At 57.8% G+C, this 24,479-nt stretch carries 21 protein-coding genes; 14 read left to right on the top strand and 7 right to left on the bottom strand.

Going from position 1 to position 24,479, the window contains the following annotated elements:
- Positions 1-8: 8 nt before the first annotated feature.
- From ACYVGU_RS12170 to ACYVGU_RS12150, 5 genes are all read left to right on the top strand, one after another.
- Complete coding sequence (locus ACYVGU_RS12170; protein WP_460614918.1) at positions 9-881, top strand: DUF58 domain-containing protein; 873 nt, start codon at positions 9-11, stop codon at positions 879-881.
- Positions 882-948: 67 nt separating this feature from the next.
- Entirely contained in the window at positions 949-1,620 is a 672-nt protein-coding gene (locus ACYVGU_RS12165; RefSeq protein WP_460622319.1) for a DUF4468 domain-containing protein, read from the top strand.
- Between the two features lie 157 nt (positions 1,621-1,777).
- A complete protein-coding gene (locus tag ACYVGU_RS12160) occupies positions 1,778-3,367 on the top strand; it encodes a BatA domain-containing protein (protein WP_460622318.1) in 1,590 nt (529 codons plus the stop codon).
- A 26-nt stretch (positions 3,368-3,393) separates the two neighbouring features.
- The gene (locus ACYVGU_RS12155; RefSeq protein ID WP_460622317.1) at positions 3,394-5,679 is read left to right on the top strand and encodes a hypothetical protein; all 2,286 of its coding nucleotides are present in this window, start codon (positions 3,394-3,396) and stop codon (positions 5,677-5,679) included.
- Positions 5,680-5,742: 63 nt separating this feature from the next.
- On the top strand, positions 5,743-7,512 hold the full coding sequence (locus ACYVGU_RS12150; RefSeq protein WP_460622316.1) for a hypothetical protein: 1,770 nt from the start codon (positions 5,743-5,745) through the stop codon (positions 7,510-7,512).
- 180 nt (positions 7,513-7,692) lie between these two features.
- Here the strand turns inward: ACYVGU_RS12150 and ACYVGU_RS12145 are convergent, their stop codons facing one another.
- Positions 7,693-7,941, bottom strand: a complete 249-nt coding sequence (locus ACYVGU_RS12145; RefSeq protein WP_460614913.1) for a hypothetical protein — start codon at positions 7,939-7,941, stop codon at positions 7,693-7,695.
- 134 nt (positions 7,942-8,075) lie between these two features.
- Here ACYVGU_RS12145 and ACYVGU_RS12140 point away from each other — a divergent pair, with 134 nt between their 5' ends.
- The 3 genes from ACYVGU_RS12140 to ACYVGU_RS12130 all read left to right on the top strand — a co-directional run bounded on the left by ACYVGU_RS12140 (position 8,076) and on the right by ACYVGU_RS12130 (position 10,389).
- The gene (locus ACYVGU_RS12140) at positions 8,076-8,657 is read left to right on the top strand and encodes an RNA polymerase sigma factor (RefSeq protein ID WP_460614912.1); all 582 of its coding nucleotides are present in this window, start codon (positions 8,076-8,078) and stop codon (positions 8,655-8,657) included.
- Positions 8,658-8,736: 79 nt separating this feature from the next.
- A complete protein-coding gene (locus ACYVGU_RS12135) occupies positions 8,737-9,924 on the top strand; it encodes a trypsin-like peptidase domain-containing protein (protein WP_460614911.1) in 1,188 nt (395 codons plus the stop codon).
- Between the two features lie 210 nt (positions 9,925-10,134).
- Positions 10,135-10,389: a hypothetical protein gene (locus ACYVGU_RS12130; protein WP_460622315.1), complete on the top strand. Its 255-nt coding sequence runs from the start codon at positions 10,135-10,137 to the stop codon at positions 10,387-10,389.
- A gap of 805 nt (positions 10,390-11,194) precedes the next feature.
- Here ACYVGU_RS12130 and ACYVGU_RS12125 read toward each other — a convergent pair.
- Together ACYVGU_RS12125 and ACYVGU_RS12120 are read right to left on the bottom strand one after the other, a co-directional pair.
- Complete coding sequence (locus ACYVGU_RS12125) at positions 11,195-11,863, bottom strand: SOS response-associated peptidase (protein WP_460622314.1); 669 nt, start codon at positions 11,861-11,863, stop codon at positions 11,195-11,197.
- Between the two features lie 184 nt (positions 11,864-12,047).
- Positions 12,048-13,145: a PAS domain-containing sensor histidine kinase gene (locus ACYVGU_RS12120; protein ID WP_460622313.1), complete on the bottom strand. Its 1,098-nt coding sequence runs from the start codon at positions 13,143-13,145 to the stop codon at positions 12,048-12,050.
- 369 nt (positions 13,146-13,514) lie between these two features.
- On the opposite strand from ACYVGU_RS12120, the gene ACYVGU_RS12115 reads away from it, so the two are divergent.
- A complete protein-coding gene (locus tag ACYVGU_RS12115) occupies positions 13,515-14,450 on the top strand; it encodes an SMP-30/gluconolactonase/LRE family protein (protein ID WP_460622312.1) in 936 nt (311 codons plus the stop codon).
- A 117-nt stretch (positions 14,451-14,567) separates the two neighbouring features.
- On the opposite strand, the gene ACYVGU_RS12110 is transcribed toward ACYVGU_RS12115, so the two are convergent.
- Together ACYVGU_RS12110 and ACYVGU_RS12105 are read right to left on the bottom strand one after the other, a co-directional pair.
- Entirely contained in the window at positions 14,568-14,972 is a 405-nt protein-coding gene (locus tag ACYVGU_RS12110; RefSeq protein ID WP_460622311.1) for a hypothetical protein, read from the bottom strand.
- Positions 14,973-15,033: 61 nt separating this feature from the next.
- Complete coding sequence (locus ACYVGU_RS12105; protein ID WP_460622310.1) at positions 15,034-15,480, bottom strand: hypothetical protein; 447 nt, start codon at positions 15,478-15,480, stop codon at positions 15,034-15,036.
- Positions 15,481-15,736: 256 nt separating this feature from the next.
- Between ACYVGU_RS12105 and ACYVGU_RS12100 the strand changes: the two genes are divergently transcribed.
- On the top strand, positions 15,737-16,345 hold the full coding sequence (locus ACYVGU_RS12100; RefSeq protein ID WP_460622309.1) for a helix-turn-helix transcriptional regulator: 609 nt from the start codon (positions 15,737-15,739) through the stop codon (positions 16,343-16,345).
- Between the two features lie 475 nt (positions 16,346-16,820).
- Positions 16,821-18,443 carry a cation:proton antiporter gene (locus ACYVGU_RS12095; protein ID WP_460614903.1) on the top strand — a complete coding sequence of 541 codons (1,623 nt, stop codon included), beginning with the start codon at positions 16,821-16,823 and terminating at the stop codon, positions 18,441-18,443.
- Between the two features lie 98 nt (positions 18,444-18,541).
- Here the strand turns inward: ACYVGU_RS12095 and ettA are convergent, their stop codons facing one another.
- On the bottom strand, positions 18,542-20,209 hold the full coding sequence (gene ettA, locus ACYVGU_RS12090; RefSeq protein ID WP_460614902.1) for an ABC transporter ATP-binding protein: 1,668 nt from the start codon (positions 20,207-20,209) through the stop codon (positions 18,542-18,544).
- Positions 20,210-20,621: 412 nt separating this feature from the next.
- On the opposite strand from ettA, the gene ACYVGU_RS12085 reads away from it, so the two are divergent.
- The 3 genes from ACYVGU_RS12085 (at position 20,622) to ACYVGU_RS12075 (ending at position 23,111) form a co-directional block, all read left to right on the top strand.
- Positions 20,622-21,929 (top strand): DUF349 domain-containing protein, encoded by a 1,308-nt coding sequence (locus ACYVGU_RS12085; RefSeq protein WP_460622308.1) that lies wholly within the window; start codon positions 20,622-20,624, stop codon positions 21,927-21,929.
- 139 nt (positions 21,930-22,068) lie between these two features.
- Entirely contained in the window at positions 22,069-22,290 is a 222-nt protein-coding gene (locus ACYVGU_RS12080) for a DUF2795 domain-containing protein (protein ID WP_019948259.1), read from the top strand.
- A 38-nt stretch (positions 22,291-22,328) separates the two neighbouring features.
- Positions 22,329-23,111, top strand: coding sequence for an ABC transporter ATP-binding protein (locus ACYVGU_RS12075; protein WP_460622306.1), 783 nt, complete (start codon positions 22,329-22,331; stop codon positions 23,109-23,111).
- A 67-nt stretch (positions 23,112-23,178) separates the two neighbouring features.
- Here ACYVGU_RS12075 and ACYVGU_RS12070 read toward each other — a convergent pair whose 3' ends face one another.
- Positions 23,179-24,378 carry a lycopene cyclase family protein gene (locus tag ACYVGU_RS12070; protein ID WP_460622305.1) on the bottom strand — a complete coding sequence of 400 codons (1,200 nt, stop codon included), beginning with the start codon at positions 24,376-24,378 and terminating at the stop codon, positions 23,179-23,181.
- Positions 24,379-24,479: the final 101 nt, after the last annotated feature.

Here is a 24,479-nt window from a genome sequence, read left to right as displayed (position 1 = left end):
TGAACGATATGCTTACGCCCGAACTCTTGCACTCCTTGCACAACCTGCCGCTGGCCGCCAAGCGGGCCGCCGAAGGGTTGCTGCACGGCGCCCACCTAAGCCGGCGGCGCGGCGCGGGGCTGGAGTTCAGCCAGTACCGCCCCTACCAACCCGGCGACGACCTGCGCCGCCTCGATTGGCGCCTGGCAGCTCGCTCCGATAGGTATTATCTGCGCGAATCAGAGGTAGACACGAGCCTAGTGGTACACTTGGTTTTGGATGCTACGGCCAGCATGAACCACCGCGACGATAATGGCCTGACCAAGCTGGAGTATGGCCGACTGTTGTGTGCGGCGCTAGCCTACGTAGCCACCCAGCAGGGCGATGCCGTGGCCCTGACCATTCTGCACCCGGCGGGGCTGCGCCACCTGCCGCCGCGCTCCGATGCCCGCCAGTTGCCGCGCCTGTATCATGCCCTGGAAACGGCGCAGGCCGCAGGTAGCTTTCCGGATGCTGCTACCCTAGCGCCGCTCACGGCCCGACGCCAGCCAGCCCTGACCATTTGCGTTAGTGATTTATACGAGGAAGACGGTGAGATTGAGCGACTCCTGACGCGGCTGCGGGCAGCTTCTGGCGAGGTATTGCTGCTGCACCTGCTGGCTCGTAATGAGCTGGAATTCACGTTTCGGGGGGCGGTAACGTTTGAGGATCTGGAAACGGGCCGCACCCTGCAGCTCGACGCCGATCAGCAGCGCCGCACCTGGCAGCAGCACCTGCAGCAGTGGCTCCGGGAGGCTGCTCAGCGCGCCCGCACCCACGGCTTCGATTACTACCAGCTCAATACGGCCGAACCGCTCACCACTGCGCTGCGCGAATTTCTTCGGCGCCGAAGTCAGGGCTAGGCTGCTAGCTCCGTAACTCGGCCAAGTATTTGCTTTACCTGATATTCCTCTCTTTATCTATTCAGGTATGAAGCAGTATCTCTTGGTGGCGGCATTGCTATTGACTACCCATTTTACCTATGCCCAGCGCGTGCTGCCCGTACGGCCACTGCCCGTTGTGCCTGTTGACAGCAGTACGCAGCGTATCTCGTACCGCGGTAAGGTTGCGGCGCCAGACTTGCCCGCAGCTGAACTATATGGCCGCGCCCAGGAATGGGTAGCGCTGCAGTTTGAGCAGTATGAGTCGGTAATACAGCTAGCAGATGCAGGGCGTGGCGTGCTGATAGGCAAGGCCATGACGACAGCCTCCGCTCCGGCCCTAAGAAACCAGGATGCAAAGCAGTTCAACCTACTTTTTCGGTTCAGCTTACGCATCCAGGCCGGCGTTTTACGCTACGAGTTTACCGACATAAGCTACCCAGATTATCCTGCTACCAGCGCGATTGGGAGTTCGAGCAACGCCATGACCGCCGATGCCTTAGTAGAGTGGCTTCGGCGGGATGAGTATTCCCACATCAGCACCGTGCACTCGCAACGGTACCGCCAACCTGTAGAGCCTCAACTACGAGATAATACTCAGTACACCGATAAAGGCGAGCCCCGGCCGCGAATGCTGCAGCAATGCCTAGGCATAGAGCAGGCCATGACAGCGCTAACTAACTCGTTGCAGCAGTATCTGGTAAAGCCACAAGTGCAATAACGAGCGCCGACGGAGCAAGCAACCACGAGAATTTGGAGTGTAGCGCCGCAACGCCGGCCGGCTAAGTTGTGTCTGTGTTTCGGATTTGCCTACTTTCCCGTGGGAAGCAGCGTGTTCCGGCCGCTCGCCTCTTGTTACCTGAAACCTGCGCTTTTACTTGCCCTCCATCTTTTTTCAACACGCCACCATCGGCTGGCTGGCCCTGCTAGGGCTGGCGGTACCGCTGGCTATATATCTCTGGAACCGTAAGCCGGGCCGGGTAGTGCAGGTGGGTAGTTTGCGGTGGCTGGAAGCGGCCGCCAATCGGCGGTTACGCAGCATCAAGCCCGAGCAGCTGTGGCTTTTTTTGCTGCGGGCCGCAATTGTAGGGTTGTTTGCCTTAGCCTTGGCCGAACCTAACGAGCTGCTACCCCTGCCGCCCCGCCGAGGCCAGGTGCTACTAGGCCCCGAGGTGACGGCAACCAGCTTAGCGCCTGTGCGGCCGGTGCTGGACTCGTTGCGGCGGCAGGGGTATGAGTTGCGCCAATTGCAGGCGGGCCAACCGCTAGGCCCTTCGTTGCCCTGGACTGCAGTGGGGTTTCAGGACCCAAATGCGGAGGCAACTCCTGCTACAGATACACTTGCTGCCCCTGATGCTAGGCAGCCGCTGAACCTGTGGAGCGCCGTGCGGCAAGCGGCTGACTCGTTGCCTGGTCGGCCCTTGGTTGTGGTGGCTACTCCCAGCTTGGCATCCTTCTCAGGCACGCGGCTGCCGCTGCCAGCCATGGTGCGCTGGCTCCCACTTCCGGGCCCCGACTCACTTACCTGGCCTGTAGCCGCTTGGCAGCCCCACCCCGATAGCCTGGTGCTGCTGGTGGCCCACGGCTCCGAAACCGGCATTCAGCTGCGGCAGGTGCGGCGGCGCTGGCCAGCTACCAGCGGTCCGATACCAGGGCTGGGCTTACCGGATGAGGTGCAGATTGACCTTGCTGCCAGGAAGCTGACGGTGACAGAAAATGGCCAGCAGCGGGCGCTACCGGTGCTGACACGGCCGTTGCGGTTGGCTATCAGCTTTGATGCCACCCATGCCGCCTCGGCTAATGTGCTGGCAGCAGCGGTGCGCGCCGCCGGCTCGGTACTACCCCTTGCTCCGCGGCTAACCGTTTCCTCGGCGCTACCTTCCTTATCGGACTCGCTGGATTGGCTTTTCTGGCTTCGGGAGGCGCCGCTGCCAACTTCCTGGGCTCAGCGGATAGCTAGCCAAGGCATACGAATATGGCAGGAAGCTCCAAACAAAACACCCAAACAATCAGCCACTAGCTTCCTGATGGCGGGCAGCACCGGGCCAGTAGCTATCCTGCGGCTCGATACCACGACGACTCCGGTGGCAGCAACTTCCTGGTGGCCCACGGCCACGGGCCAGCCGCTGCTTACCTCGTACCCGGAAGGCGCCGGGGTACGGTATCAGTTTCGCACCCGCCTTGATCCGGCCTGGAGTGCGCTGGCCGAAAGCCCCGACCTGCCGGCTCTGCTGCTACCCCTGCTCCTGCCGTCAACCTCTGCTGCGGCTCCCGGCCCCGATCCTCGCCTACTTGACCTTGCCCAACTACAAGCCGGGCCAGTGGCCGCTGCCGCTCCGGTCTCGGCCTCCGCACCGCACCGCGACCTTACCCCGTGGTTTGTGCTAGCGGCCGGACTGCTGTTTGGGGCCGAACGCCTGCTGAGTGCCTATCAGAACCGTCGGACTGCTGCGCCGGCCGGCAGCTAACGGCCCTTCACCTCTTACCTTGTGCTATGCGCCTCCTGACCGCCACCCTTGCTGCTACCGAAGCCCCGCTTTCCGCGGCTCGCCGTGCGTGGGCCGGGCGACGTACTGTGGCCGTGCTGCTTCCGTTGCTGGCTGGCTTGGTACTGGCGTTGGTGCTTGCCTCAGGCTGGCCCGCGTGGCAAATCATAGCTGTAGTTGCCGCCGGGCTAGGCATACTGCTGGCTGGCTGGCTGTTGTGGCGCGTGTGGCAAACGCCCGCCAGCGCCATAGCCCAGCGCCTCGACCGGCTGTATCCGGAGTTGGAAGACAGCTCCGGCTTGCTGCTGCAGCCAACAACCGCTCTGAACCTGCTAGGCCAGTTGCAGCAGCAGCGCCTGCTAGCCCGTTTGCCCGAGCTAACCACAGGCCCGCTGCTGCCAGTAGATTTCAAGCGGCCTCTACTGCTCACGGGCTTGCTGCTGTTGCTGGCAGGCGTGGCCTGGTGGCAGCGCCCCTCGGCCCAAGCACCACATTCCGCCACTGCCGATAAGCCGCTGCAGCTGCGCTTTGAGGCACCAGTGCCCCCACCTGCTTCGGCTCCCCGCATCCTGGAAACTCGCCTGCGCGTAACGCCGCCGGCCTATACGCGCCGCTCTTCGTTTTCGCCAGCCGAAGGCTCATTCCGCTGCCCCCAGGATAGCCGAGTGCGCTGGACGGTTCGGGTGAGTAAGGGGGCTAGTCAGCCTCCAGTGCTAGAGTTAGGCACGCAGAAGCTACCATTGCGGGCCGTAGCCGGCAGCCCCGGGGAGTTTGTTCTTGAGCAAGCCCTAGGCGCCTCCAGCTTATACCGCATCCGGTTTGCGGGGCAGGTTTCTGAAGACTATGCCATTGATGTACAGCCCGATCAGGCCCCTGCTATCCGCATCATGGCGCCTAAGGCGTACACGCTGGTTGAGTTTGGGCGCCCACCGCAGGTAGCCGTACGCATGCAGCTCACCGATGACTATGGTCTCACCCGCGCCCGGCTGGTAGCTACCGTTGCGCAGGGCCAGGGCGAGGCCGTGAAGTTCCGGGAAGTGGCCACCGACCTGAGTGCTGCCCTGCGAGGCCAGCCCGCCACGGCCAGCCTGCAGCACCTGCTGCGCCTACCGGCCCTGGGCCTCACCTACGGCGACGAAGTGTACTTTTACCTCCAGGCCTGGGACAATCGCCAGCACCTCACCCGCTCCGACACCTATTTGGTGCAGTGGGAAGACACCACCGTACAGGAAAGCTCCCTCGATGTGTCGTTGGGCGTGAATACCAAGCCGGCGTATTTCCGCAGCCAGCGCCAGATTATCATTGACACCGAAAAGCTGCTGGCCGAACAGAAGAATCTCTCGGCGGCTACCTTGCTGGAACGCTCCAACTCCATTGGGTTTGATGAGAAGATTCTGCGCATGCGCTACGGCAAGTTTCTGGGCGAGGAAGCCGATGAAACTATTGGCGGCGCTACCCTACCGCCCAGCACCGATGAGCCGGAAGAAGAGCCCGGCCTAGGCTCAGTAGTAGCCGAAGACCACACGCCTGATCCGGCCCCAGCCCCGAAAAAAGAGGAACACACCGCTGATGATGGGCACGACCACGGCCATGCGCTGCCCGCTGCGGATGCTGCTCCCGGGGCCGCTCTTACTGCTGAGCTCATGGAGCCCTACATTCACCGGCACGATGACTCCGAAACCGCCGATTTCCTGGAGCCAGCCGTGAAAGCTAAGCTGCGGGGCGTGCTCAACGAAATGTGGGAAGCGGAGCTGCGCCTGCGCACGGGCCGCCCCCGCGAGGCCCTGCCCTTTGAGTATCGGGCGCTGCGGCTACTGAAAGAAGTACAGCACCAAACCCGCGCCTACGTCAAGAAAGCCGGCTTCACGCCGCCTCTGATGCCCGAAGCCACTACCCGCCTTACCGGCGACCTAGCTGGTGCTGCTGCGCCGCGCCGCCAACAGCAGCTGGAAGCTCCGCCACGGCAACCCGTACTGCGAGCCGCCTTGCGCGTACTCACGCAACTCCGCGAGCAGCCCCACCCGCCCGCTGGTGCCGCCGCGGCCCTGGAGCAAGCTGGGCAGGAGCTGGCTCGGGCCGCGCTGCAAAAGCCGGGCGCCTACCTCTCGGCCCTGCGCGAAGTGCGGCGCCTCTCTGCTAGCCTGCGTGCCGGGCAGCCACCGTCGTTAGCCGCGCTGCCGGTGCTGGAGCGTGCCTTCACCGACCTGCTGCCGTCTACGGCCCCAACTCCCGGCCAGGCACCTATTCCCGCTAACCGCTTGGCCCGCCGCTACTTTCAGGAGCTAAGCCGCTAGGCCCCTCCTAGGTCCCAGCCTGCCACCAATCCACCTGGTTTGAATTCGCAATTGTTCTTTTATATGCCCTACGCCCTTGCTCTTTGCCTTCTGCTAGCCGTGATTCTGACGGTAGTTGCCCTACGTCGGCCGGACCAGCGGCGGCGGGGGTTGCGGGTTGGAGCCGGGCTAGTGGCCGTAGCGGGCGTGTGGCTGGCAGCCTTCCCGCCAGCCAGCTCCCATAAGGTACCTACGCCGCAGGCGGCTATCCTGCTCACTGATGGTTACTCGCCGGACTCCCTGCGGCACTTGCTCCGGCGCCTAGGAGCCAGCACTCCACTCTGGCGCTATCAAACAACCGCTACTTCTACCGATACTCCCATGCTCAGCAACCTGGCTGCCCTGCGCCAGCAGCTGCCCGCCTTGCAGCGTTTGCACGTGGTAGGGAACGGGTTGCCGGCTGCTGATGCCCTAGCCCTACAGGGCTTAAAGGTGGTTACGCACACTTCGGCAGCTAGTGGTTTTCAGGCCGCTACCTGGAACCGCCAGCCCGAGCTTGGCCGGCCTTGGGCCGTGGAAGGCGCTTTTGCACATGCTAGCGGCCCTATCTGGGTTAGCCTGCACGCAGCCGGCGCCCCCCGTGACTCGGTGCGGCTTGCCTCTGGCCACGGCAACTTTCGGCTACGGTTCACTCCAAAAGCAGAAGGGCGGGCCGTGTATTGGCTGGAAGCGCGACGGGAAGGGAAGCGAATTGCCCGCGAGCCGGTACCGCTAGAGGTGCAGGCCACCCGCCCACTACGGGTGTTGGTGCTGGCGGCGGCCCCTTCTTTTGAGGTTCGCTTTCTGAAAAACTATCTGGCTGCACACCAACACAGCGTAGCACTGCGCACCGGACTAAGCCGTGGCCTTACTCAAACCGAGTTCCTGAACGTTTCGTCGCCTCCTGATTTGGGGCGCCTCACGCCGGCCTTGCTAGCCCGTTTTATGGTGCTGGTTGCTGATGCGGGGGCCCTGGCTTCTTTATCGGGGGCGGAAGCAGAGGCCTTGAGCCGGGCCGTGCGGACCGGCACCTGCGGAGCCTTGCTCCTGGCCGACTCACCTACCCTCCCGCGCCAGCTGCCGGGCAGCGCGGCATTCCAGCTACAGGCCCTGTCCACGGCCGCTGTTACTACGCAGCCGGTGCGCTGGCCCGAAGCGCCTGGGGCTGCCGCTACTTTATTAGCTGCTACCCTCCACCCGGGTCCAAACCTCCGCGCCTTGGTTACTGATGCCCGTCAACAGGCCGCGGCCGCCGTTCGTCGGGTTGGAATGGGACAGGTGGTGGTAACAACGGCGGTCGAAACGTTTCCCTGGCTGCTACAGGGGCAAGCAGCTACCTACCAGTCGTACTGGAGCCAACTCCTAACGGCCGTGGCCCCACCCCAGTTGGCAACAACCTCCATTTCCCCCCTAGACGCCTGGCCCCACCCGCATGCTCCGCTAACGCTACGGGCTACCGGCCCCACCTCCAACGCACTTACCCTCACGGAGCCCGCCGGCGCTACCATACGCGCTGCATTGCAACAGGACCGTTACCTCCCGGAGTGGGCTACGGCTACGTACTGGCCTAGTGCGGAGGGCTGGCACCAAGCAAGCAATGGCACCGCCAAACACTGGTTTTACGTGTTCGGGGCTAAGCAATGGCAGGGGCCGGCCCGGCAGGCGTGGCAGCAGGCCGTGGCTCAGCTTACGCCGGATAAGCAAGCGGCTTCAGTTGCCGTTACCCGCACCACCAGCACCAGTTGGCCGCGGTGGTGGGGGTATGCCCTATTTTTGCTGGCGGCCGGCCTGCTGTGGCTCGAAGAAAAACTCTAGCTGCTCTCGCCGCTTTGTAACCAAATAGGTAGGCATTTCGGCACCAATCACTTTAAGCCTGTAGTGGGGCTAGCAGCAGCACCTTACCTCCCGGCACAATGCAGGTACAAAAAAAGGTCCAAGCTCCGCTGTGCGGAACCTGGACCTTAGCAATAACGTACCGGCCAAACCGGCGCGTAATTACTTAACTTCGGTGGTAGCTTGCGTGGTGGTAGTTGCTTCCGTAGTAGTGGTAGCAGCAGGAGCAGCAGCAGCAGTAGTGTCAGCAGCAGGAGCAGCAGCAGCCGTGGTGTCAGCAGTAGTAGCAGTAGCTTCTACCGAGGTAGCCTCGGTGGTGGTGGTGGTTTCCTCAGCAGTCTTCGACTCGCAAGAAACGAGGGTAGCAGCGAAAACAACGGCCAGAGCGGATACCTTCAGGAGGTTCTTCATTTTGATAGTAGGTTTGAGAAATTTTGTCCAAAAAACGTCCTTCATACCGTTCCTGACGAATGGTAACCCAACCTTGGAAAATATTTTTTCACTGGGTTACCAACCGGACGCCAACGTATTAATCAACAAAGCGAATGGGTAAGGGACAACCTTCCTACACCGACGAGGAGTTTGTGGCGGCTATCCGCCAAGACGACGACCGGGCCCTGGCACAGCTCTACCGGCTGCATTTTCCTATGATTTCGCACTACGTGCTGCAAAACAGCGGCACCGAAGACGAAGCCAAGGATGTGTATCAGGAAGGCGTGATGGTATTCTATGAAAAGGTTCGTGACGGCTCCCTGGAGCTAAGCTGCCAAATCAAAACCTACCTCTACGCCGTGTGCCGTCGGCTCTGGCTGAAACGGCTCACCGAGAAAACCCGCTTCGGCGGCCGCCTCGATGATTATGAGCCGTACCTCGAAACTGGTGCCGAGGCCGATCTGGAATTGGCTGAGGAACGGGACCGGCGACTGGGCACTATGGCTCAGGCGCTGGATCAGGTAGGAGAGCCGTGCCGCTCGCTTTTAGAAGGATTTTACCTGCTCGACAAATCGATGCAGCAGCTTACGGCAGAGTTTGGCTACACCAATGCCGACAACGCCAAAAACCAGAAATACAAGTGCCTGGTCCGACTTAAAAAGCTATTTTTCAGTCAGTACCAGGAGCTTACTTAGATGATAGAGGAACGGAAATAGAGCGGATAAATAGCAAAGCCTATCTGCAACCTGGCCTGTTCTCGCTTTCAGATACGAGATGAAAACCGAAGCTGATTATTACGCCTTATTTGAAGCCTACCGCTCCGGCGAGCTGGCCCCAGACGAGCGGGCTGATCTGGAGCGCCGCTTGGCTGCTGACCCTGGCTTGGAGCGCCAGCTCCAGGAGTTTGAGGCGCTGACTGGCACGCTAACGGCTTATGGCCGCCGCTTGGCCTTGCGGCGTAAGCTGCACGCCATTCATGCCGATATGGATGCGGAGCAGGCCGTACGGCTTACCCCGCTGGCCAAAGCGGCCGACGAGGACGAGCGCCACGAGCGGTTTGCAACTGGGCAGGCGCCCCGCCCGATGTTGCGCATATCGCGCACCGAGGAAAAACTCCGCGACTTCTGGAACGGCCACCGCGCCACCATGATGGTAGCCGCCTCCGTAGCCGTGCTCGCGGTGTTTGCTACGCTACTAGGCCTTGAAATGTATAGAGCCGCCCAAAAGCCCTCTTTGTATGGCTACACCGTACTGCGGCGGGAGGTAGAGCGCATCAAGCAAACCCAGCGCTCTATGAATCGCACGCTCAACCAGATTGACGCGCAGCCGGAAAAAGCCAACCCAGGAAAATTCAGCGGCACCGGCTTTGCCCTTACGGCTGATGGATACCTAGTAACCAGCTACCACGTGATTCAGGGCGCCGACTCCCTACTGATTGAAGGCCGTGACCGGCAGCGCTTCCGGGCCGAGCCGGTTTTCACGGACGTAGCTCACGACTTGGCTATTCTGCAAATCAAAGACCAGCAGTTTAAAGGCTTCGGGCGCTTGCCTTATGCTTTCAAGCGCGGGCAGTCTGACTTAGGTGAGCGGGTATATACGTTGGGCTATCCGCGCGAAGACCTAGTGTTCAACGACGGCTCCTTGAGTGCTCGCTCAGGCTTTGAAGGCGACACCGGCTTCTACCAGATCAGCATTCCGGTAAACCCGGGTAACTCCGGCGGTCCGCTCCTCGATGATAAAGGCAACCTGATTGGCGTGATTAGCGGCCGGCAGATGGATGTACAGAGCGCCGCCTTTGCCACCAAGTCGTCGTACCTGATGCGCCTGGTGGATTCGTTGAGCGCGGCGGGCGCGGGTAAACCCTATAATATGCCCCGCAACAATCAACTCAGTGGCACCTCGAGGCCCCAGCAAATCCGGAAGCTGCAGGACTATGTCTTCGTGGTTAAGGTATACGAATAAGCGAAGCTCAACTACTATTACAGAAAGCCTTGCCTTTGCCGGCAGGGCTTTTTTGTGACTAAATACTCGGGTAGTCGGGTCAAGCTCAGGGTTTAACTAACGCGTGAGACTAACTCCACATATCAAAATTCGGCTTAGCTCCGTAGAGAGGGTTCAGTGGTTGTATTCCCACTATTCCAGACTCTTCCTTCACTGTTTTATTTGCCTGCTATGAGCACTCACCTGCCAAAAGAAATTGAGAAAATTGCCCCTGACGAGATTATTAACGCCCTGCAAGCAGGATACAAAGTATTCAAAGGGGAGCAGGATCAGCTAGATGATTTCCTGAAGCACAGCGGGCACTTGCTGCGCAAAGCCTCGCAGCGCTTCACTACCACACAGCTCATTGTAGGTATTGCGGTAGTTGCCAGCCTTGCTATTATAGTAGCAGCCAAAGCTGCTGAAGCAGCCGACAACACGGAATAAGCTTTCCAGCGTAGCTCTCAAAGCTCCTTCACTATGTGAGGGAGCTTTTTTTATGCAAATGCACTAGTATAATATTAACAATAATAAATTTAACATATACTTGCAACAACACAACCTAACCGCAATAACATGACAACAGCCACACTCCTTATCACTGGGCTTACTCTATTGATTGGAACAGAAGTAACAGCCATGCCCGCTGTAACAATGGCAGATGCTACTACCGAAACTGTACGCCCAAATCCGAATAAGTACAAGAAAGGAGGCTTATTTAAACGCAAGAAGGTACACAACTCAACTCGTGCTTATCGGCGTGCGCATCATCGCAGATAAGCTGATTTTCAAACTCATAGCGGTATCTCCATTGGATGCCGCTTCTCACTTGGGGCCCGTCGTAAGCGACGGGCCTCTTTTTTGTACAGAATAATTACATATCATATATACTTATTACAAAATAATTGATTAGCATTGTATTCGTATAAAATTGCACAATAACCTATTCCAATGAAACACTTTGCTACTATAGTTCTGCTACTGGTTGGTAGTGCAACTTGTGTGCCTCAGGCCGGAAAGGCTGCTCAACCAGATCCGAAAGCGGCCGCTACCCGCCTACCAGCCAAGAAGAGCTTCCTTGCTAAACTCCTTCCTAGAAAAGCTGCTGGCGAGTCGCGCTATGCCCGCGCTATACGGCGCAACGAGCTATTCCGCGCACCACAGGCACCTAGCCGCTAGCCTGCATTTTACGCCAAACCTACTGGCATGACTGGCCTAGCTGCTTGCTGTATTGCCCTTAGTGCCTTCAGTGTTAAGCCGCTGGGGCCAATACAGCCGGCTCATTATTCGTCGGCGAGTTCACGAGCGTTGAGACCTGATATTCCTGCATGGCCTCGGCAGAAAAGGGCTGCAGCAGCGCCTGGTGCTGCGCTAGGCCTACGCCATCATCAAGCCAGGCCAGCTCCGCCTCCCGGTTCGCAAGCAGCACCGGCATACGGTTATGAATAGGGGCCATCAGGCTGTTTGGTGCAGTGGTGATGATGGTAAAGGTTGGCTTGATCTCGCCGGTCTGTTTATCTACCCAATCATCCCAGAGGCCCGCAAACGCAAAGGGCTCTTTGTTTTGCAGCAAAATCCGGTGCGGCACTTTGCCGTGGTCAGTAACTTGCCACTCATAGAAACTATCAGCCAGCACCAAGGCCCGCTTCCGCTGGAGTAGCGTCCGGAAAGAAGGCTTTTCGGCTAAGGTTTCGGCCCGCGCATTAATGGGGCGGGGCGCTTTCTGCACCTCTTTTACCCAGCCCGGTACCAGGCCCCACTGCAGCAGCTGGATGCGGCCGGGCTCCGTGTTCAGAATAACGGGCAGACGCTGAGACGGCGCGGCATTGTAGGTAGGCAGCACGGGGTCACCGGCAAAGGAAGCATCAAAACGGGCCTCGAGCGCCGCAGCAGGAGGCGTAACAGTATAACGGCCGCACATAATGGTGGTAGTTGGTACAGGTCCTTGTACGAAACAGGCGCTGTTGTAGTCATCCATCACCCGCCTACTAGCCCACCACGAATGAGCAAGCCCGTCGCCACGCCCCTGCTACCTTACGAACCTTTTCCGGGACCAGTAGCAGTCAACCAAGCAGCTTTCATTAGGGTGTACGCCTTACCAGGGGCTAGGCTGGCTCGGTGCGGGGCAGCGCAATGAAGAACGTAGTACCCTGGCCCTCTGCACTCTCAAACCAAATACGGCCCTGATGAAGCTCAACTATGGTTTTGATGATGGACATGCCTAGTCCGGTGGTTTTTTCTCCGCGCAGGCCGGTGCGGCGAGCGGGTGTAAAGCGCTCAAAAAGCGTGTCTTGAAACTCGTCCGGAATTCCGATGCCGTTATCTGCCACGGTTATCAGTACCTGATCAGGATGCTCCTCTAACCCTACCCGAATGTGGCCACCGTCGGGCGTAAACTTGATAGAGTTGCTCAGCAAGTTATTGATTACCTGCATGAACTTGTTGTGGTCGAGGACATGAAAGAGCTGCTCCGGGCCTTTGTAAGAAAAGTGCTTGGCAATATCCTCAGCCGACTTCTGATACTCTGCTACCATCTCCCGCAGTTCCAAGGCCAGATCGGCGCGCTCCACCTTCATCTGTACATTTGACGACTCCAGGAACTCATTGTCTACAAAGTCCCGGATCAGGTTGATGCTTTCCTGACACGTGTTCTGCATGATATGGAGCAGGTGGTTTAGCTGCGAGTCGTGGAGACTTTCCACCTTTTCCGTCACAAACCCAGCTACCTGCTTAATCATGGCAAAAGGCCCGGCCAGATCATGCGACAGGATTTCGAGGGTAGTATTTTTCTTCTTGTTGAACTTGTCCACATTGTCGAGGTACTCGCGGTTGCTGGTAATATCCTGTACGGTACCGCTGAGGTAGGTGTGCCCCGGACTTTGCTCTACACGTCCGGCCGTTACATAGAGCCATTGCACCGGCCCGTTTGGGTCGTTTTCGGGCACCAGCCGCACTTCCACATCTTCCACAAACTTTCCTCGCATCAGGTGCGCCAGGCGCGCGCCCACAAAATGGTGGTCATCGGGGTGTAGCCGACTGATAAGGCGCGGCAGCGCCGCAGTTGCCTCGGCGCATGGCTGGCCAAATACCGTTTCATACGCCGGACTCACGAAGTGAAACTGCCTGGCTTCCAAGTGGTATACAAAGTACACCACTTGACTACGTTCAACTAGCGGACGGAACAGGGCAGCGAAATCTAACATTATGTGGCAGGTGGAAGGCAGATTGAATACGCAACACTAGGTGGTATGTTTCCGCGCGCTCCGCGCTCAATCATAAGCTTGCCTCTGGGCCCTAGCTGAAGTAGTAACGTACGGCTGAAATAACAAGTAAATAATATAAAACCTATTATATATTTACTTCATACCACACCTCCAAAAGATTGATAAATTGCATATTAGCTTTTTCTAAGCCCCTCTGTTAGCGGCCCATAGTTTTGGCTGCGTATAAGAGACGGAAGATGTGCTTACGTTCGATGACTGTTCGGGCCGGTGTGCCCGTGGGTTAGCCCATCTGAGCAACCTAGGCAGTCGGCGCCGCTTTACTTACTTCACTGATATTTCGTTGGCTATATGACGTACCGCCCCGCTCTGTATATAGGTCTTTTCTGTGTAGTAGCCGGTGCCTGTGCCTTCACATGCTGGCATCATCCGGAGGCCCGGAAACAGGGTGGCCCGGCCGCTTCTGTGGTGGCCAACCAGGCCAAACCAACGCTGGTGGCGCGCCAGTTTTCCTTTACGGAGGGCCCCGCAGCCGACAAGGCGGGCAACGTGTATTTCACTGATCAGCCCAACAACAAAATCTGGAAGTACAGCACCGAGGGCCAGCTGACGGTTTTTATGGAGCAGGCCGGCCGCGCCAATGGCCTGTATTTCGATAAAAAAGGTAACCTGCTGGCCTGTGCCGATGAACATAACCAGCTCTGGTCAATTGATGCCACAGGAACCCCCAAGGTACTGGTAAAAGATGTACAGGGCCACCGCCTCAACGGCCCCAACGACCTCTGGATCAACCCCAAAACCGACGGCATCTACTTCACGGACCCGTACTACCAACGCGCTTACTGGAAGCGCACCGCCCCCGACCCAGGCCTGGGCGGGCAGAAAGTGTACTACCTGCCGCCGGGCAAGCAACCGATAGTGGTAGATGATCAGCTCCAGCAACCCAACGGTATTATCGGCACACCCGATGGCCGCCAGCTCTACGTGGCCGATATTGGGGCCAATAAAACCTACCGCTACCAGATTACCCCCGACGGGCACCTAGTAGGCCGGCAGCTGTTTGTGGAGCAAGGCTCCGATGGCATGACCATTGATGCGGAAGGCAACGTGTACTTGACGGGAAAAGGCGTAACGGTATACAACCCGGCGGGCCAACAGATTGAGCACATTGAGGTACCGGCTGACTGGACCGGCAACGTCTGCTTTGCGGGCAAAAAACGTAACATCCTGTTTATTACGGCATCAGAAGGCATATACACCTTACCGATGCGCGTAAAGGGGGTATAACAGCCGCGCCACCGCTACTAGCCCGTACTTCGGTGGTAATCGTTTTGCTAGGGTGCGCCAGGGCTCAAACCTTCATCGGTTGGCGGGAATAAGGACCCTAGTAAAAAGCGCGCCTAGTTAGCTCCGGGCGGCTTGCTGCTGAAGCCATACGCACGCGGAAGCCACATCATCAAAGGTGCCAACCACGGGCCGCGAAATTAGCTGGAGCCTGCCTTCGGAGGCTTGGCGGGCCGTAAAGTGGTGCGGAAACACCCAGGCAATGTGCTCAAGGCCCGCCCGCAGCATTTCATCCAGCCACCAGACGCCCCACTCACTGAGCTCGGCTGAAGTATGCGTGATGCTGGAATTATCGTTGAGGATTTTGCTGCATGGCCACGCTCGCAGGCTTTCCAGCATCAGCATGCATGCCTTCCGCGACGACTCCTGCGTGTGCTCGCCGTGCCAGTCGGCATACAGCCATTGGTTATCTGAGTCGTAGCCAATAGCCAGGCCGGGCATTTCAACAACAGGATGAAGGTGCATACTTACACTCAGGAGCCGAAGCTTCTGCTCACTATAAATAGGTACTATCGGTCTGGTAGGCTTAGCGCTGGGTTCGCTTTGCGGCCACCGCTTGGTCGTGGAGCTGGCAACTGGTCAGCCAGGTCATGGCGTGGTGTTCATCGGTGAAGCGCTGCACCTGATAAGGGCGGTCATCAAAATAAGAGAGGGGCGGCACCGAGGCATCAGCCTCCAAATCGGCCAGGTGCGCGGGCGAGAACAGATACGCTACGTACATCGGGCCGCCAAGTTGCGCGGCCACTGCCGGAAAAAACGTTTCCATCATCCAGGGAGTGCCTTGCTGGTTGGCGTTGTCGCGCCGCCGCACATCTACCAGCCAATAGGTATGGCGCCCTGCTACGGCCAAAGCCAATATCTGCCAGTAGCCTTCCTGCAGTTCTGGCGAGGTAGGCTGCCGCAGCCAGCGCGCCACCAGCACCCGCAAATCGGGGCGGTAGGTTAGGCTTAAGTAGTCAGAAGAAGGCAGCATAACAGAAAGCGAGCAACAAGAAGTAGACAAGATAATCTACTTTCCCTTCAGACCCTACGCCTGAGGCCCTGCTGCACTGCATGTATTTGTGATCTTAATTATTATTATATTTAATATTCATAAAATACTTTTTATTAGGTATCTTAAGTGCATTCCGCTCTATACTATCCCCTTCGGGCTTACCTATTGCTGCCAGTGAATTTAGGGTCGTAATGTCCTTACGCAACAGCCTATGTGTGCCTATCCTACAGCCGTATTGTTAGTTGCCTCCCCGTCATTACACCGCCAGGGGCTATTGGCTACCCTCCACGACGCGTGGCCGGACTTACCTATTACGCTTCAGCTAGATGCAGCCGAGCTACCCCGGATGCTCTACCAGCATGCGTACGCGGTACTTGTTCTCGATTGCGCTTTGCCCACGGAGCCGCTGCTGCCGTTTCTGGAGTCGCTATATACAATTCGCAGCGGCCAGCCCGTGGTGCTACTCACCGGAAACCGCCTTTCTACCAGCCTGCGACAGTTTCTGGCCGACCGGGATACGCACACCTGCTTGCCCCACCACGCCGCGCCGGCCACTGTACTTTCCCTGTTTCAGAGTTACTTGCTTCATGCTTCCTCCGCAACTGCTGGGCAGCCCATGCTGCCTCACCGGACGCTAGCTCCACCTACACCCTTTAGCCGCCGTGAGCTGGAGGTGCTGCGGTTGGTAGTACATGATTATTGCAACCAGGAAATAGCTGATCAGCTGTGCCTAAGCGTGCGTACCGTGGAAAGTCATCGGCGGGCGTTGCTTCAGAAAGCGGGAGCCAGAACGCTGGTTGGTCTGGCAGTACAGGCCGTGCGCGAAGGGTGGGTAACGACTTGACGAATACTACTAGCCCCTACCCGAGCTTAAAGTGGCCCAATAAAAAAGCCGCTGCCTGAGGCAGCGGCTTTTTCCGTCGCATTGACCGGCAAATTTCATTCATCCACCCTACTCCTTTTGCCGGTGGTCAATACTTCGCGGTGAGCGCCTTCCTTTCCATAGGACCCACTCGCGCTAATTCTTTATTAAGTCAAAGGTACAGAGTGAAATAGGCGCGATGCTGGTTTACTAGGCCAACGGGCCATCTTTCGCAACCAACGCCCTATTCTGCTGGGCGAAGGAGCAGAAAACCCGGGTAGCGTGCTTCACAGCGGAGCTTTTGGTATTCTTGTGCCTAGGCTACTATTTGCCGCAACTGTTGCTCCACCCGGCCAGCCTTCTGAATTTGCCGGAAGCCGCGGCCAGGCCCGTGGAGCCAGCCATTCCATTACTGATTCCTGCCGCGGGCAGCCCGCTTTTAGTTTTTTCTCTTCTGATGCACGACACCACGTTACACGAGAATATTCTGCTGGTTCTGGGGTTGCTGTTTGCCATGCTGCTGCTCGTGATGCTGGGCCAGAAGCTGCGAATTTCTTATCCTATTTTTCTGGTGCTGGCTGGTTTGGCCCTGGGTTTCGTGCCGGGTTTGCCTGCCATCAGTATTGATCCGGACCTTATTTTTCTGATTTTCCTGCCACCCTTATTGTACCAAGCGGCCTGGGAAACCTCATGGCAAGACTTCTGGCGCTGGAAGCGACCTATTGGGTTGCTGGCCTTCGGGCTGGTGTTTTTCACTTCTACCATCGTGGCCTACGTGTCCAGAGCCATGATTCCGGGGTTCACTCTACCGCTGGGCTTTCTGCTGGGCGGTATTATCTCGCCCCCTGATGCTGTGGCCGCTACCTCGGTGCTGAAGGGCGTGAAAGTGCCGCGCCGGGTAACCAGCATTCTGGAAGGGGAAAGCCTGATCAATGACGCCAGCAGCCTTATCGTGTTTCGGTTTGCGCTGGCAGCCGTGATATCTGGCACGTTTACGCTGCAACAGGCTGCTTCCAGCTTCGTGTTGGTGAGTTTTATGGGGCTAGTGGTGGGCTTGGTAGTCGCGCATTTTTTCTACCTCATTCACCGTTACCTCCCCACCACCCCTAGCATCAACACGGTGCTTACCTTCCTTGCGCCCTACGTGATGTACCTGCTGGCTGAAGAATTTCACTTCTCGGGGGTGCTGGCCGTGGTTAGTGGCGGGCTGCTACTCTCGTTTCGGTCGCATCGGGTATTTGATGCCGATACGCGTCTGCAAGCTAACAGTGTGTGGGCTAGCGTTGGGTTTGCGCTGAATGGCCTGGTCTTTATCCTGATTGGGCTGGAGCTGCCCGTGGCGGTAGAGGGGTTGGGCTCGTATTCGCTCCGGCAGGCTATTATGTACGGCCTCATTATCAGCGTCATTGTTATCCTGATCCGGTTGTTGTGGATGTTTCCGGCCGCGTTTGTGCCCCGCTGGCTAAGTCGTACCATCCGCACTTCTGAAACCAGCCCCGGCTGGCAAGGCCCCCTGATTATCGGTTGGGCGGGTATGCGCGGGGTAGTGTCGTTGGCGTCGGCGCTTTCAGTGCCGCTGCTATTGGCCAACGGGCAGGAGTTTCCGCAGCGTAACCTGATTCTGTTTATCACCTTCGTCGTGATTTTGGTTACGCTGGTGTTTCAGGGCCTCACGCTGCCAGCACTCATTCGCTTTACCGGTGTGGCACATATTGAAGAACGCATGCCCACCGATGCGCAGGAGGCAGGCATTCGGCTTCGTTTGCGCCAAGTGGCCCTGGACCATATGGGCCAGCACTATCTCCCCGATATTCAGGAAAATGAGCTCATTAGAGCCCTGCAGCAGCGCATGCACGCGGAAGCCCAACGCACCGAAAACCTGCTGGAAGCGCTGGACTACGACGAATCGAAGCGGTTGGCGCTGCAGCGCTACCACCAAGTATTGCTGGATGTGCTGCGCGTGCAGCGCGAGGAACTGTTTGTGCTGCGCCGCGAAGACGTATTCGAGGAAGAAATGCTCCGCCACCAAGAAGCCCAACTGGACCTTGACGAAGCCAAAATCAGCCACATGCCACATTAAGCCGGCAGCCAGCATCGGTGCGGCTTTACAACACGACAGCCTTCCCTATCTGTGGATAAGGAAGGCTGTCGGCTTAAGCGGTAATACTACCTAGGGAATTACCCCAGGCTGCGGTAGCGCACGCGCTTGGGCTCCACGTCGCCGAGGCGTTTGCGCTTGGCTTCTTCGTAGTCGGTGAAGTTGCCTTCGAACCATACTACCTGCGAGTCGCCCTCAAAAGCCAGAATGTGCGTGGCCAGGCGGTCGAGGAACCACCGGTCGTGACTGATGATCACGGCGCAGCCCGCAAAGTTCTCCAAGGCATCTTCCAGCGCCCGGATGGCATTCACGTCCAGATCGTTGGTGGGTTCGTCGAGCAGCAGCAGGTTGGCGCCTTGCTTAAGGGTAGTAGCGAGGTGCACGCGGTTGCGCTCCCCGCCCGAGAGCGAGCCCACTTTCTTTTCCTGGTCGCCGCCGCGGAAGTTGAAGTTGCTCACGAAAGCGCGTGAGTTCACCTGGCGGCCCGCCAGCAACATGGTTTCCGTGCCACCCGAAATGGTTTCGAACACCGTTTTGTTGGGATCCAGCGTGTCGTGCTGCTGATCAACGTAGGCGGTTTGCACCGTGGGGCCCACTACAAACGTGCCCGCATCGGGCTGCATTTGGCCCGTGATGAGGCGGAACAAGGTGGTTTTACCCGCGCCGTTCGGCCCAATAATACCCACAATGCCGCCCTGTGGCAGGTTGAACGAGAGGTTCTCAAACAGGAGTTTGTCGCCGAAGGCTTTGGTCAGCCCTTCGGCTTCAATCACCTGGGAGCCTAGGCGCGGCCCGTCGGGAATGAACAGCTCCAGCTTCTGCTCTTTCTCCTTCGAGTCCTCGTTCACCATCTTATCGTAGCCGGCAAGGCGGGCCTTGCTCTTAGCTTGGCGCGCTTTCGGGGCCATGCGCACCCACTCCAGCTCGCGCTGCAGGGTTTTCTGACGCTTGCTCTCGGTTTTCTCTTCCTGGGCCAAGCGGTTTGATTTCTGCTCCAGCCACGAGGAGTAGTTGCCCTTCCACGGAATGCCTTCGCCCCGGTCAAGCTCCAGAATCCAGCCGGCCACGTTATCGAGGAAGTACCGGTCGTGGGTTACAGCTATAACGGTGCCTTTGTATTGCTGCAGGTGCTGCTCCAGCCACAGCACACTTTCCGCATCCAAGTGGTTGGTGGGTTCGTCGAGCAGCAACACATCGGGCTCTTGCAGCAGCAGGCGGCAGAGGGCTACGCGACGCTTCTCACCACCCGAGAGGTTGCCAATGATGGCATCCGGGGCGGGCGTGCGCAGGGCATCCATGGCGCGTTCCAGCTTGCTGTCGAGGTTCCAGGCGTCGAGCTGGTCGAGGCGCTCCTGCACAGTGCCTTGGCGCTCCAGTAGCTTATCGAAGTCGGCGTCTTCGGCCCCGAAGGCTTCGTTGATTTCGTCGAATTCCTTGAGCAGCGCTACAGTTTCGGCCACGCCTTCCTGCACTACTTCCAGCACGGTCTTGGTGGCATCAAGGTGCGGCTCCTGCTCTAAGTAGCCCACGGAGTAACCCGGCGACCATACTACGTCGCCCTGAATCTGCTTATCAACCCCGGCAATAATCTTCAGGAGCGACGACTTACCCGAGCCGTTCAGACCGAGTACGCCGATTTTTGCCCCGTAGAAAAACGAGAGGTAAATGTTTTTAAGAACCTGCTTTTGCGGAGGATAAACTTTCGTCACCCCCGCCATCGAGAAAATAATGGTGGGTTGGTCGCTCATACAGAGAGTTCGGAAACGTGAAGGGCCTAGGGCCGTGAAGGTACATGTACTAGGGTGCCGGGGCGCTCAAACCGCCGGCAAGCTTGTGAGTTCGGCGCAGGTTTCTATTTTGCGGTATCATACGGCAGCGGGCCGTACGGGCAGAACGGGCCAAACGTGGTTTATTCTGCTTTTTGAATACATACATAATAACCGCGCTGGCTGTCCGTTCGTAGCTCCTCCCACTGAGTAACTACCTGGGCACCGGCGCTAGTAAACCTGCGTTGTGGGCCGGAATGCCAAAGGTAGGCAGCTCCAGCAAACATTCCGAAGCCTGGGCCGGGCAGAAGAATTAGTCAACAACCCGTAAACTTGTTCATATTTTTGGCCTGAACCTCGACCTTTCCACCTATTCGCTCCCCGCTATCTGATTATGGAAGAACAAGACCACTTGCTGGCCGAAGCCCGCCGTTATGGCTACATTGAGGGCGACCAGGTGTGGCTTAGCCCGCTATTAGACCTGCCCGCCCGTCAAGTTGGCCAGGTCAAAGAATCTGCTGATGCTTCGCTGATTTATTTTGCCCAACGCTTCAATCTGTTTCGCTCCAAAGTAGAGGACCTGCTCCAGAAAATTGAGGAGTCGGACAACAAAGGCTCTTTCCTTATGAAGGCCCTGCACCTGAAGGAGCAGGTAGCCAGCTATGATGCCCTTGGCGACTTTGAGAGCCTATACAACCGGCTCACGGAAGCCGAGGAGTCCATTAAAGTTACCATTAACCGCAACCGCGAGAAAAACCTCGCTACCAAAATCAGCCTGATTCAGGAGGCGGAGGCCCTGCACGACACCATTGACTGGCAGGGTGGCAGCGACAAGCTCAAGGACCTGCGCCAGGGCTGGATCAAGACTGGCCCCGTAGAAAAGCACCTCACCGACGAGCTGGAAGTGCGCTTTCAGGCCGCCGTAGATGCCTTCTTCGCCCGTAAAAAGGATTTCTTGGCCGAGAAGAAGGCCATGACCAACCGAGTCTACGACCAGTACAAAGACCTGATTCACAAGTCGGAGGCTCTACAAAACTCCACTGAGTTTGAAGAGACGACCCGCAAGCTCAAGCAGCTGCAGCAGGCTTGGAAAGAAATAGATGGTACGCTGCCCCGCAAGCAGGCCAACGACCTCTGGACGCGCTTCCGGGCCGCCCACAACCACTTCTTTGAGCGCCTGAAGGTGCACATTGAAAGCAAGCGCACGGAGCCGGCTATGTCATCGGCCGGTGAGGACAACTTGAGCCGTAAGCGCGCCCTAGTAGCCGAGGCGCAGGCCCTGCTCAGCCAGCCCATGTCGCAGGCCGTAGCGCGGGCCAAGGAGCTACAAGCAGCCTGGAAAAAGGTAGGCCCCGTACGCGGCGAGGAATCGGACCGGGTGTGGGAGCAGTTTATCCTGGCCTGCGATAAGGTGTTTGAGATGAGCGCCTTAGAGCACTACATCCGCAAGCGTCTGCCGGCTGGCCCTGATGTCAGCTCGCCCCGTGACCAAGCCACAGTACGCATCCAGGCCCTGCGCGACTTTATCAAGTCAGACAAACAGGAGCAGGAAGTACTGGAAGAAAACCTGGGCAAACTCAACGACTCGCCGGGCAACGAAGCCTTCCGGACCATGTTGCAGGGCAAAATCAAAGCATTCGATCGAAAAATCAGAACCAAGAAGGATTTGATTGCCATGTTTGAGCAACGCCTGACTAGCTAAGCCAACTTTACCCACTATTTTACGTTGTCGACAGCGAAAAGCAACCCTGAGTCGGTAATGGTGTCATGCCCCCACCGACGGCTAGGTTTTTGCTGACGAGATTTACCTTTTTGACCACTTTTTAGTAGCACACACGACTATGTACTGGACCCTGGAACTTGCTTCGTACCTGGAAGACGCACCCTGGCCTGCCACCAAGGATGAGCTCATCGATTACTCTATCCGCTCGGGTGCCCCGATGGAAGTGGTAGAAAACCTTCAGGCTCTGGAAGACGATGGTCAGCCCTACGAAAACATTGAAGAAGTATGGCCGGATTATCCGACCAAAGAGGACTTCATGTTCAACGAGGACGAATACTAAGTGAGTTACCAGTTGCCCGTTATCTGTTGCCGGTATAGATGAACACACTCACTGGTTCCACTGACAACGGGCACCTAGCAACTGGCAATTCTGTTCTGCATATTGAACACCTAATTGCGGGGTATGGACAGCGCGTCCTGCTCCGCAATTTGTGTTTTACGGTACCTAAGCCTGCTTTTGTAGCCGTGGTAGGCCATAACGGCTGCGGCAAAACAACCTTGCTTCGGGCCCTGACCGGCCAGATTCCGTACCAAGGAACCGTGCTGGTGCAAGGCCAAGACTTGCGCACTATTAAGCGCCCAGCGGCCAGCGGCCTGCTAGCGCATTTGCCCCAGCGCGGTAGCGTAGAGTTTTCGTTGCCGGTCCGGGAGTTGGTTGTGATGGGCCGATTTCGACACCACCGTTTATTAGGCGCCTACTCCGCCGAGGATTATGCACTCGCGGAGGCGGCCTTGGCTCAGGTAGGAGCGGCCCACCTCGCTAACCGAGATTTTACGCTGCTTTCCGGCGGCGAGCAGCAATTGGTGTGGCTGGCCCAGCTCAGTTTGCAGGATGCCGCGCTTTACCTCTTAGATGAGCCAACCCAGCAGCTAGACGTGTATTACCGGCGGCGCGTATTCGACTTGCTTCACGCGTGGGTGCGGGAGCAGCAAAAAACGATTCTGTGCATCACGCACGACCTGGAAAACCTGCCGGCCCTGAGTGGCTATCTGCTCAACCTCTCGGCACCCTCCCCTATTTTGGAGCCACTGACGGAGGCATCGGTCCGGGCAGCCCGAGAATACTTAGAAAGTGAAGAAAGCCTAGTACAGAGAAGGTAGCCTGCCTCGTATGTACATGGTAGCGGCCTAGGGCCGCTAGCGCATCAAACCTACTATAACCAGCTGGTTACGCTTGCCGTTGCCCAGGTTTTCGGCGCAGTACGTGCCAGATGGATTGCAGAAAGGGCCACGGCGTCACAGAGTTCATAATCTGGAAGTTTTCCCAGGGTGAGGTCCGCTCGTCGAGGAAATCAAAGATGCGCTCCACTGGATTATTCCGGAAAAGCTCCGAGAAGATAGTGCGCGTACGCTCTCCTTGGCGCTGCATAATATCCAGCAGCAACGTATCGAACAACTGAAACTGCCACTGGTCGCCGGTGGGGTTCTGTGGAGGCTGGCCGGTAGCGGCCAAGCTGGCAACCAGCCGGGCTGAGTGCTCCTGAATCCGCTTGAAGGCGTAGCCGGTGCTGGCTTTGGCGCGGCCGGCGCGCGTTCCTAGGTTGAAGATATGCGCGCCGTCGCGGCCGGGCAACGGATGGTCCGTCATCGGGATGGCGCCTACTTCTTCGGTCTCAATGCGGAAAGATTCCACTCCGAGCTGCTTTAGGTACTTCCGAATTTCTGCCTCGTAGGCTTCTTTGGGCAAGACTTCCGCCGAAAACAACGTGTATTCTACTAGGGCTCGGCGCGGGCTAAAGGGTAGCACGTACATAAAACGCGCCTCCTGGTGCTGGGCGCCGCGGAAGTCCATAAACTCTACCGTAGCGGGGTCGAACACATCCTGCTCTGTGGCCACCTCCCACCCTACAAAGTGCTGCAGCAGATACCGATGTTTGGCGGGCTGCTTCAGCTTGGCTAGGTGTGGCGGCCTACTATCAAAAGCAAACCGGGCCCTGAACTTCCCGACAGGGGTAGTAGCCCGCGCGCCATCTGGCAGGTTTGTCAATGAATCGACCCTAGTCTGACGCCAGGTAAACTGTGGGTTATCAGCCAGCGCGCCCCGTACAAACTGGTAAAAATCCAGCCCCCGAATCATTTTGTAGCGGTGACGCGCTAGGTCAAATACCCGCTCAAACTCCGGGCCGCGGAAAGCCAGCCGCTGCCACTCGTGGGCCACAATGCCGTCAAAGAGCATCGGCTCATCGGCCCAGAACGACCACGTGCGGTCATTCTGATCTTTGACTTCAGGCTCCAGTACGAGCACCCGTTTCTGGGCCAATCGAGGCTCCTGGCTGATGTGGTAAGCTAGGCTCAGACCGGCCGCCCCGCCTCCTACAATGAGGTAGTCATAAGTTTCCTGCACGGAGTTGGGTTCTGCAGATGGCACGGAGTAAGGCAACTTCTTGGCGAACGGGACAGGTATGCAACAAATAAACACGAAAAAAGCCGCTCCTAGCAGAGCGGCTTTTTAAGATCAGACCGGTTTGT

This window comes from Hymenobacter tenuis (genome assembly GCF_054780495.1).
The sequence above is the reverse complement of the archived record's forward strand: the minus strand, read 5'-3'. Positions and strand labels throughout refer to the sequence as shown.

Bases quoted from the DNA above. Each gene is read 5' to 3' on its own strand.
- ACYVGU_RS12170 (WP_460614918.1), top strand. From the start codon at position 9: ATGCTTACGCCCGAACTCTTGCACTCCTTGCACAACCTGCCGCTGGCC.
- ACYVGU_RS12165 (WP_460622319.1), top strand. From the start codon at position 949: ATGAAGCAGTATCTCTTGGTGGCGGCATTGCTATTGACTACCCATTTT.
- ACYVGU_RS12155 (WP_460622317.1), top strand. From the start codon at position 3,394: ATGCGCCTCCTGACCGCCACCCTTGCTGCTACCGAAGCCCCGCTTTCC.
- ACYVGU_RS12150 (WP_460622316.1), top strand. From the start codon at position 5,743: ATGCCCTACGCCCTTGCTCTTTGCCTTCTGCTAGCCGTGATTCTGACG.
- ACYVGU_RS12145 (WP_460614913.1), bottom strand. From the start codon at position 7,941: ATGAAGAACCTCCTGAAGGTATCCGCTCTGGCCGTTGTTTTCGCTGCT.
- ACYVGU_RS12140 (WP_460614912.1), top strand. From the start codon at position 8,076: ATGGGTAAGGGACAACCTTCCTACACCGACGAGGAGTTTGTGGCGGCT.
- ACYVGU_RS12135 (WP_460614911.1), top strand. From the start codon at position 8,737: ATGAAAACCGAAGCTGATTATTACGCCTTATTTGAAGCCTACCGCTCC.
- ACYVGU_RS12130 (WP_460622315.1), top strand. From the start codon at position 10,135: ATGAGCACTCACCTGCCAAAAGAAATTGAGAAAATTGCCCCTGACGAG.
- ACYVGU_RS12125 (WP_460622314.1), bottom strand. From the start codon at position 11,863: ATGTGCGGCCGTTATACTGTTACGCCTCCTGCTGCGGCGCTCGAGGCC.
- ACYVGU_RS12120 (WP_460622313.1), bottom strand. From the start codon at position 13,145: ATGTTAGATTTCGCTGCCCTGTTCCGTCCGCTAGTTGAACGTAGTCAA.
- ACYVGU_RS12115 (WP_460622312.1), top strand. From the start codon at position 13,515: ATGACGTACCGCCCCGCTCTGTATATAGGTCTTTTCTGTGTAGTAGCC.
- ACYVGU_RS12110 (WP_460622311.1), bottom strand. From the start codon at position 14,972: ATGCACCTTCATCCTGTTGTTGAAATGCCCGGCCTGGCTATTGGCTAC.
- ACYVGU_RS12105 (WP_460622310.1), bottom strand. From the start codon at position 15,480: ATGCTGCCTTCTTCTGACTACTTAAGCCTAACCTACCGCCCCGATTTG.
- ACYVGU_RS12095 (WP_460614903.1), top strand. From the start codon at position 16,821: ATGCACGACACCACGTTACACGAGAATATTCTGCTGGTTCTGGGGTTG.
- ettA (WP_460614902.1), bottom strand. From the start codon at position 20,209: ATGAGCGACCAACCCACCATTATTTTCTCGATGGCGGGGGTGACGAAA.
- ACYVGU_RS12085 (WP_460622308.1), top strand. From the start codon at position 20,622: ATGGAAGAACAAGACCACTTGCTGGCCGAAGCCCGCCGTTATGGCTAC.
- ACYVGU_RS12080 (WP_019948259.1), top strand. From the start codon at position 22,069: ATGTACTGGACCCTGGAACTTGCTTCGTACCTGGAAGACGCACCCTGG.
- ACYVGU_RS12075 (WP_460622306.1), top strand. From the start codon at position 22,329: ATGAACACACTCACTGGTTCCACTGACAACGGGCACCTAGCAACTGGC.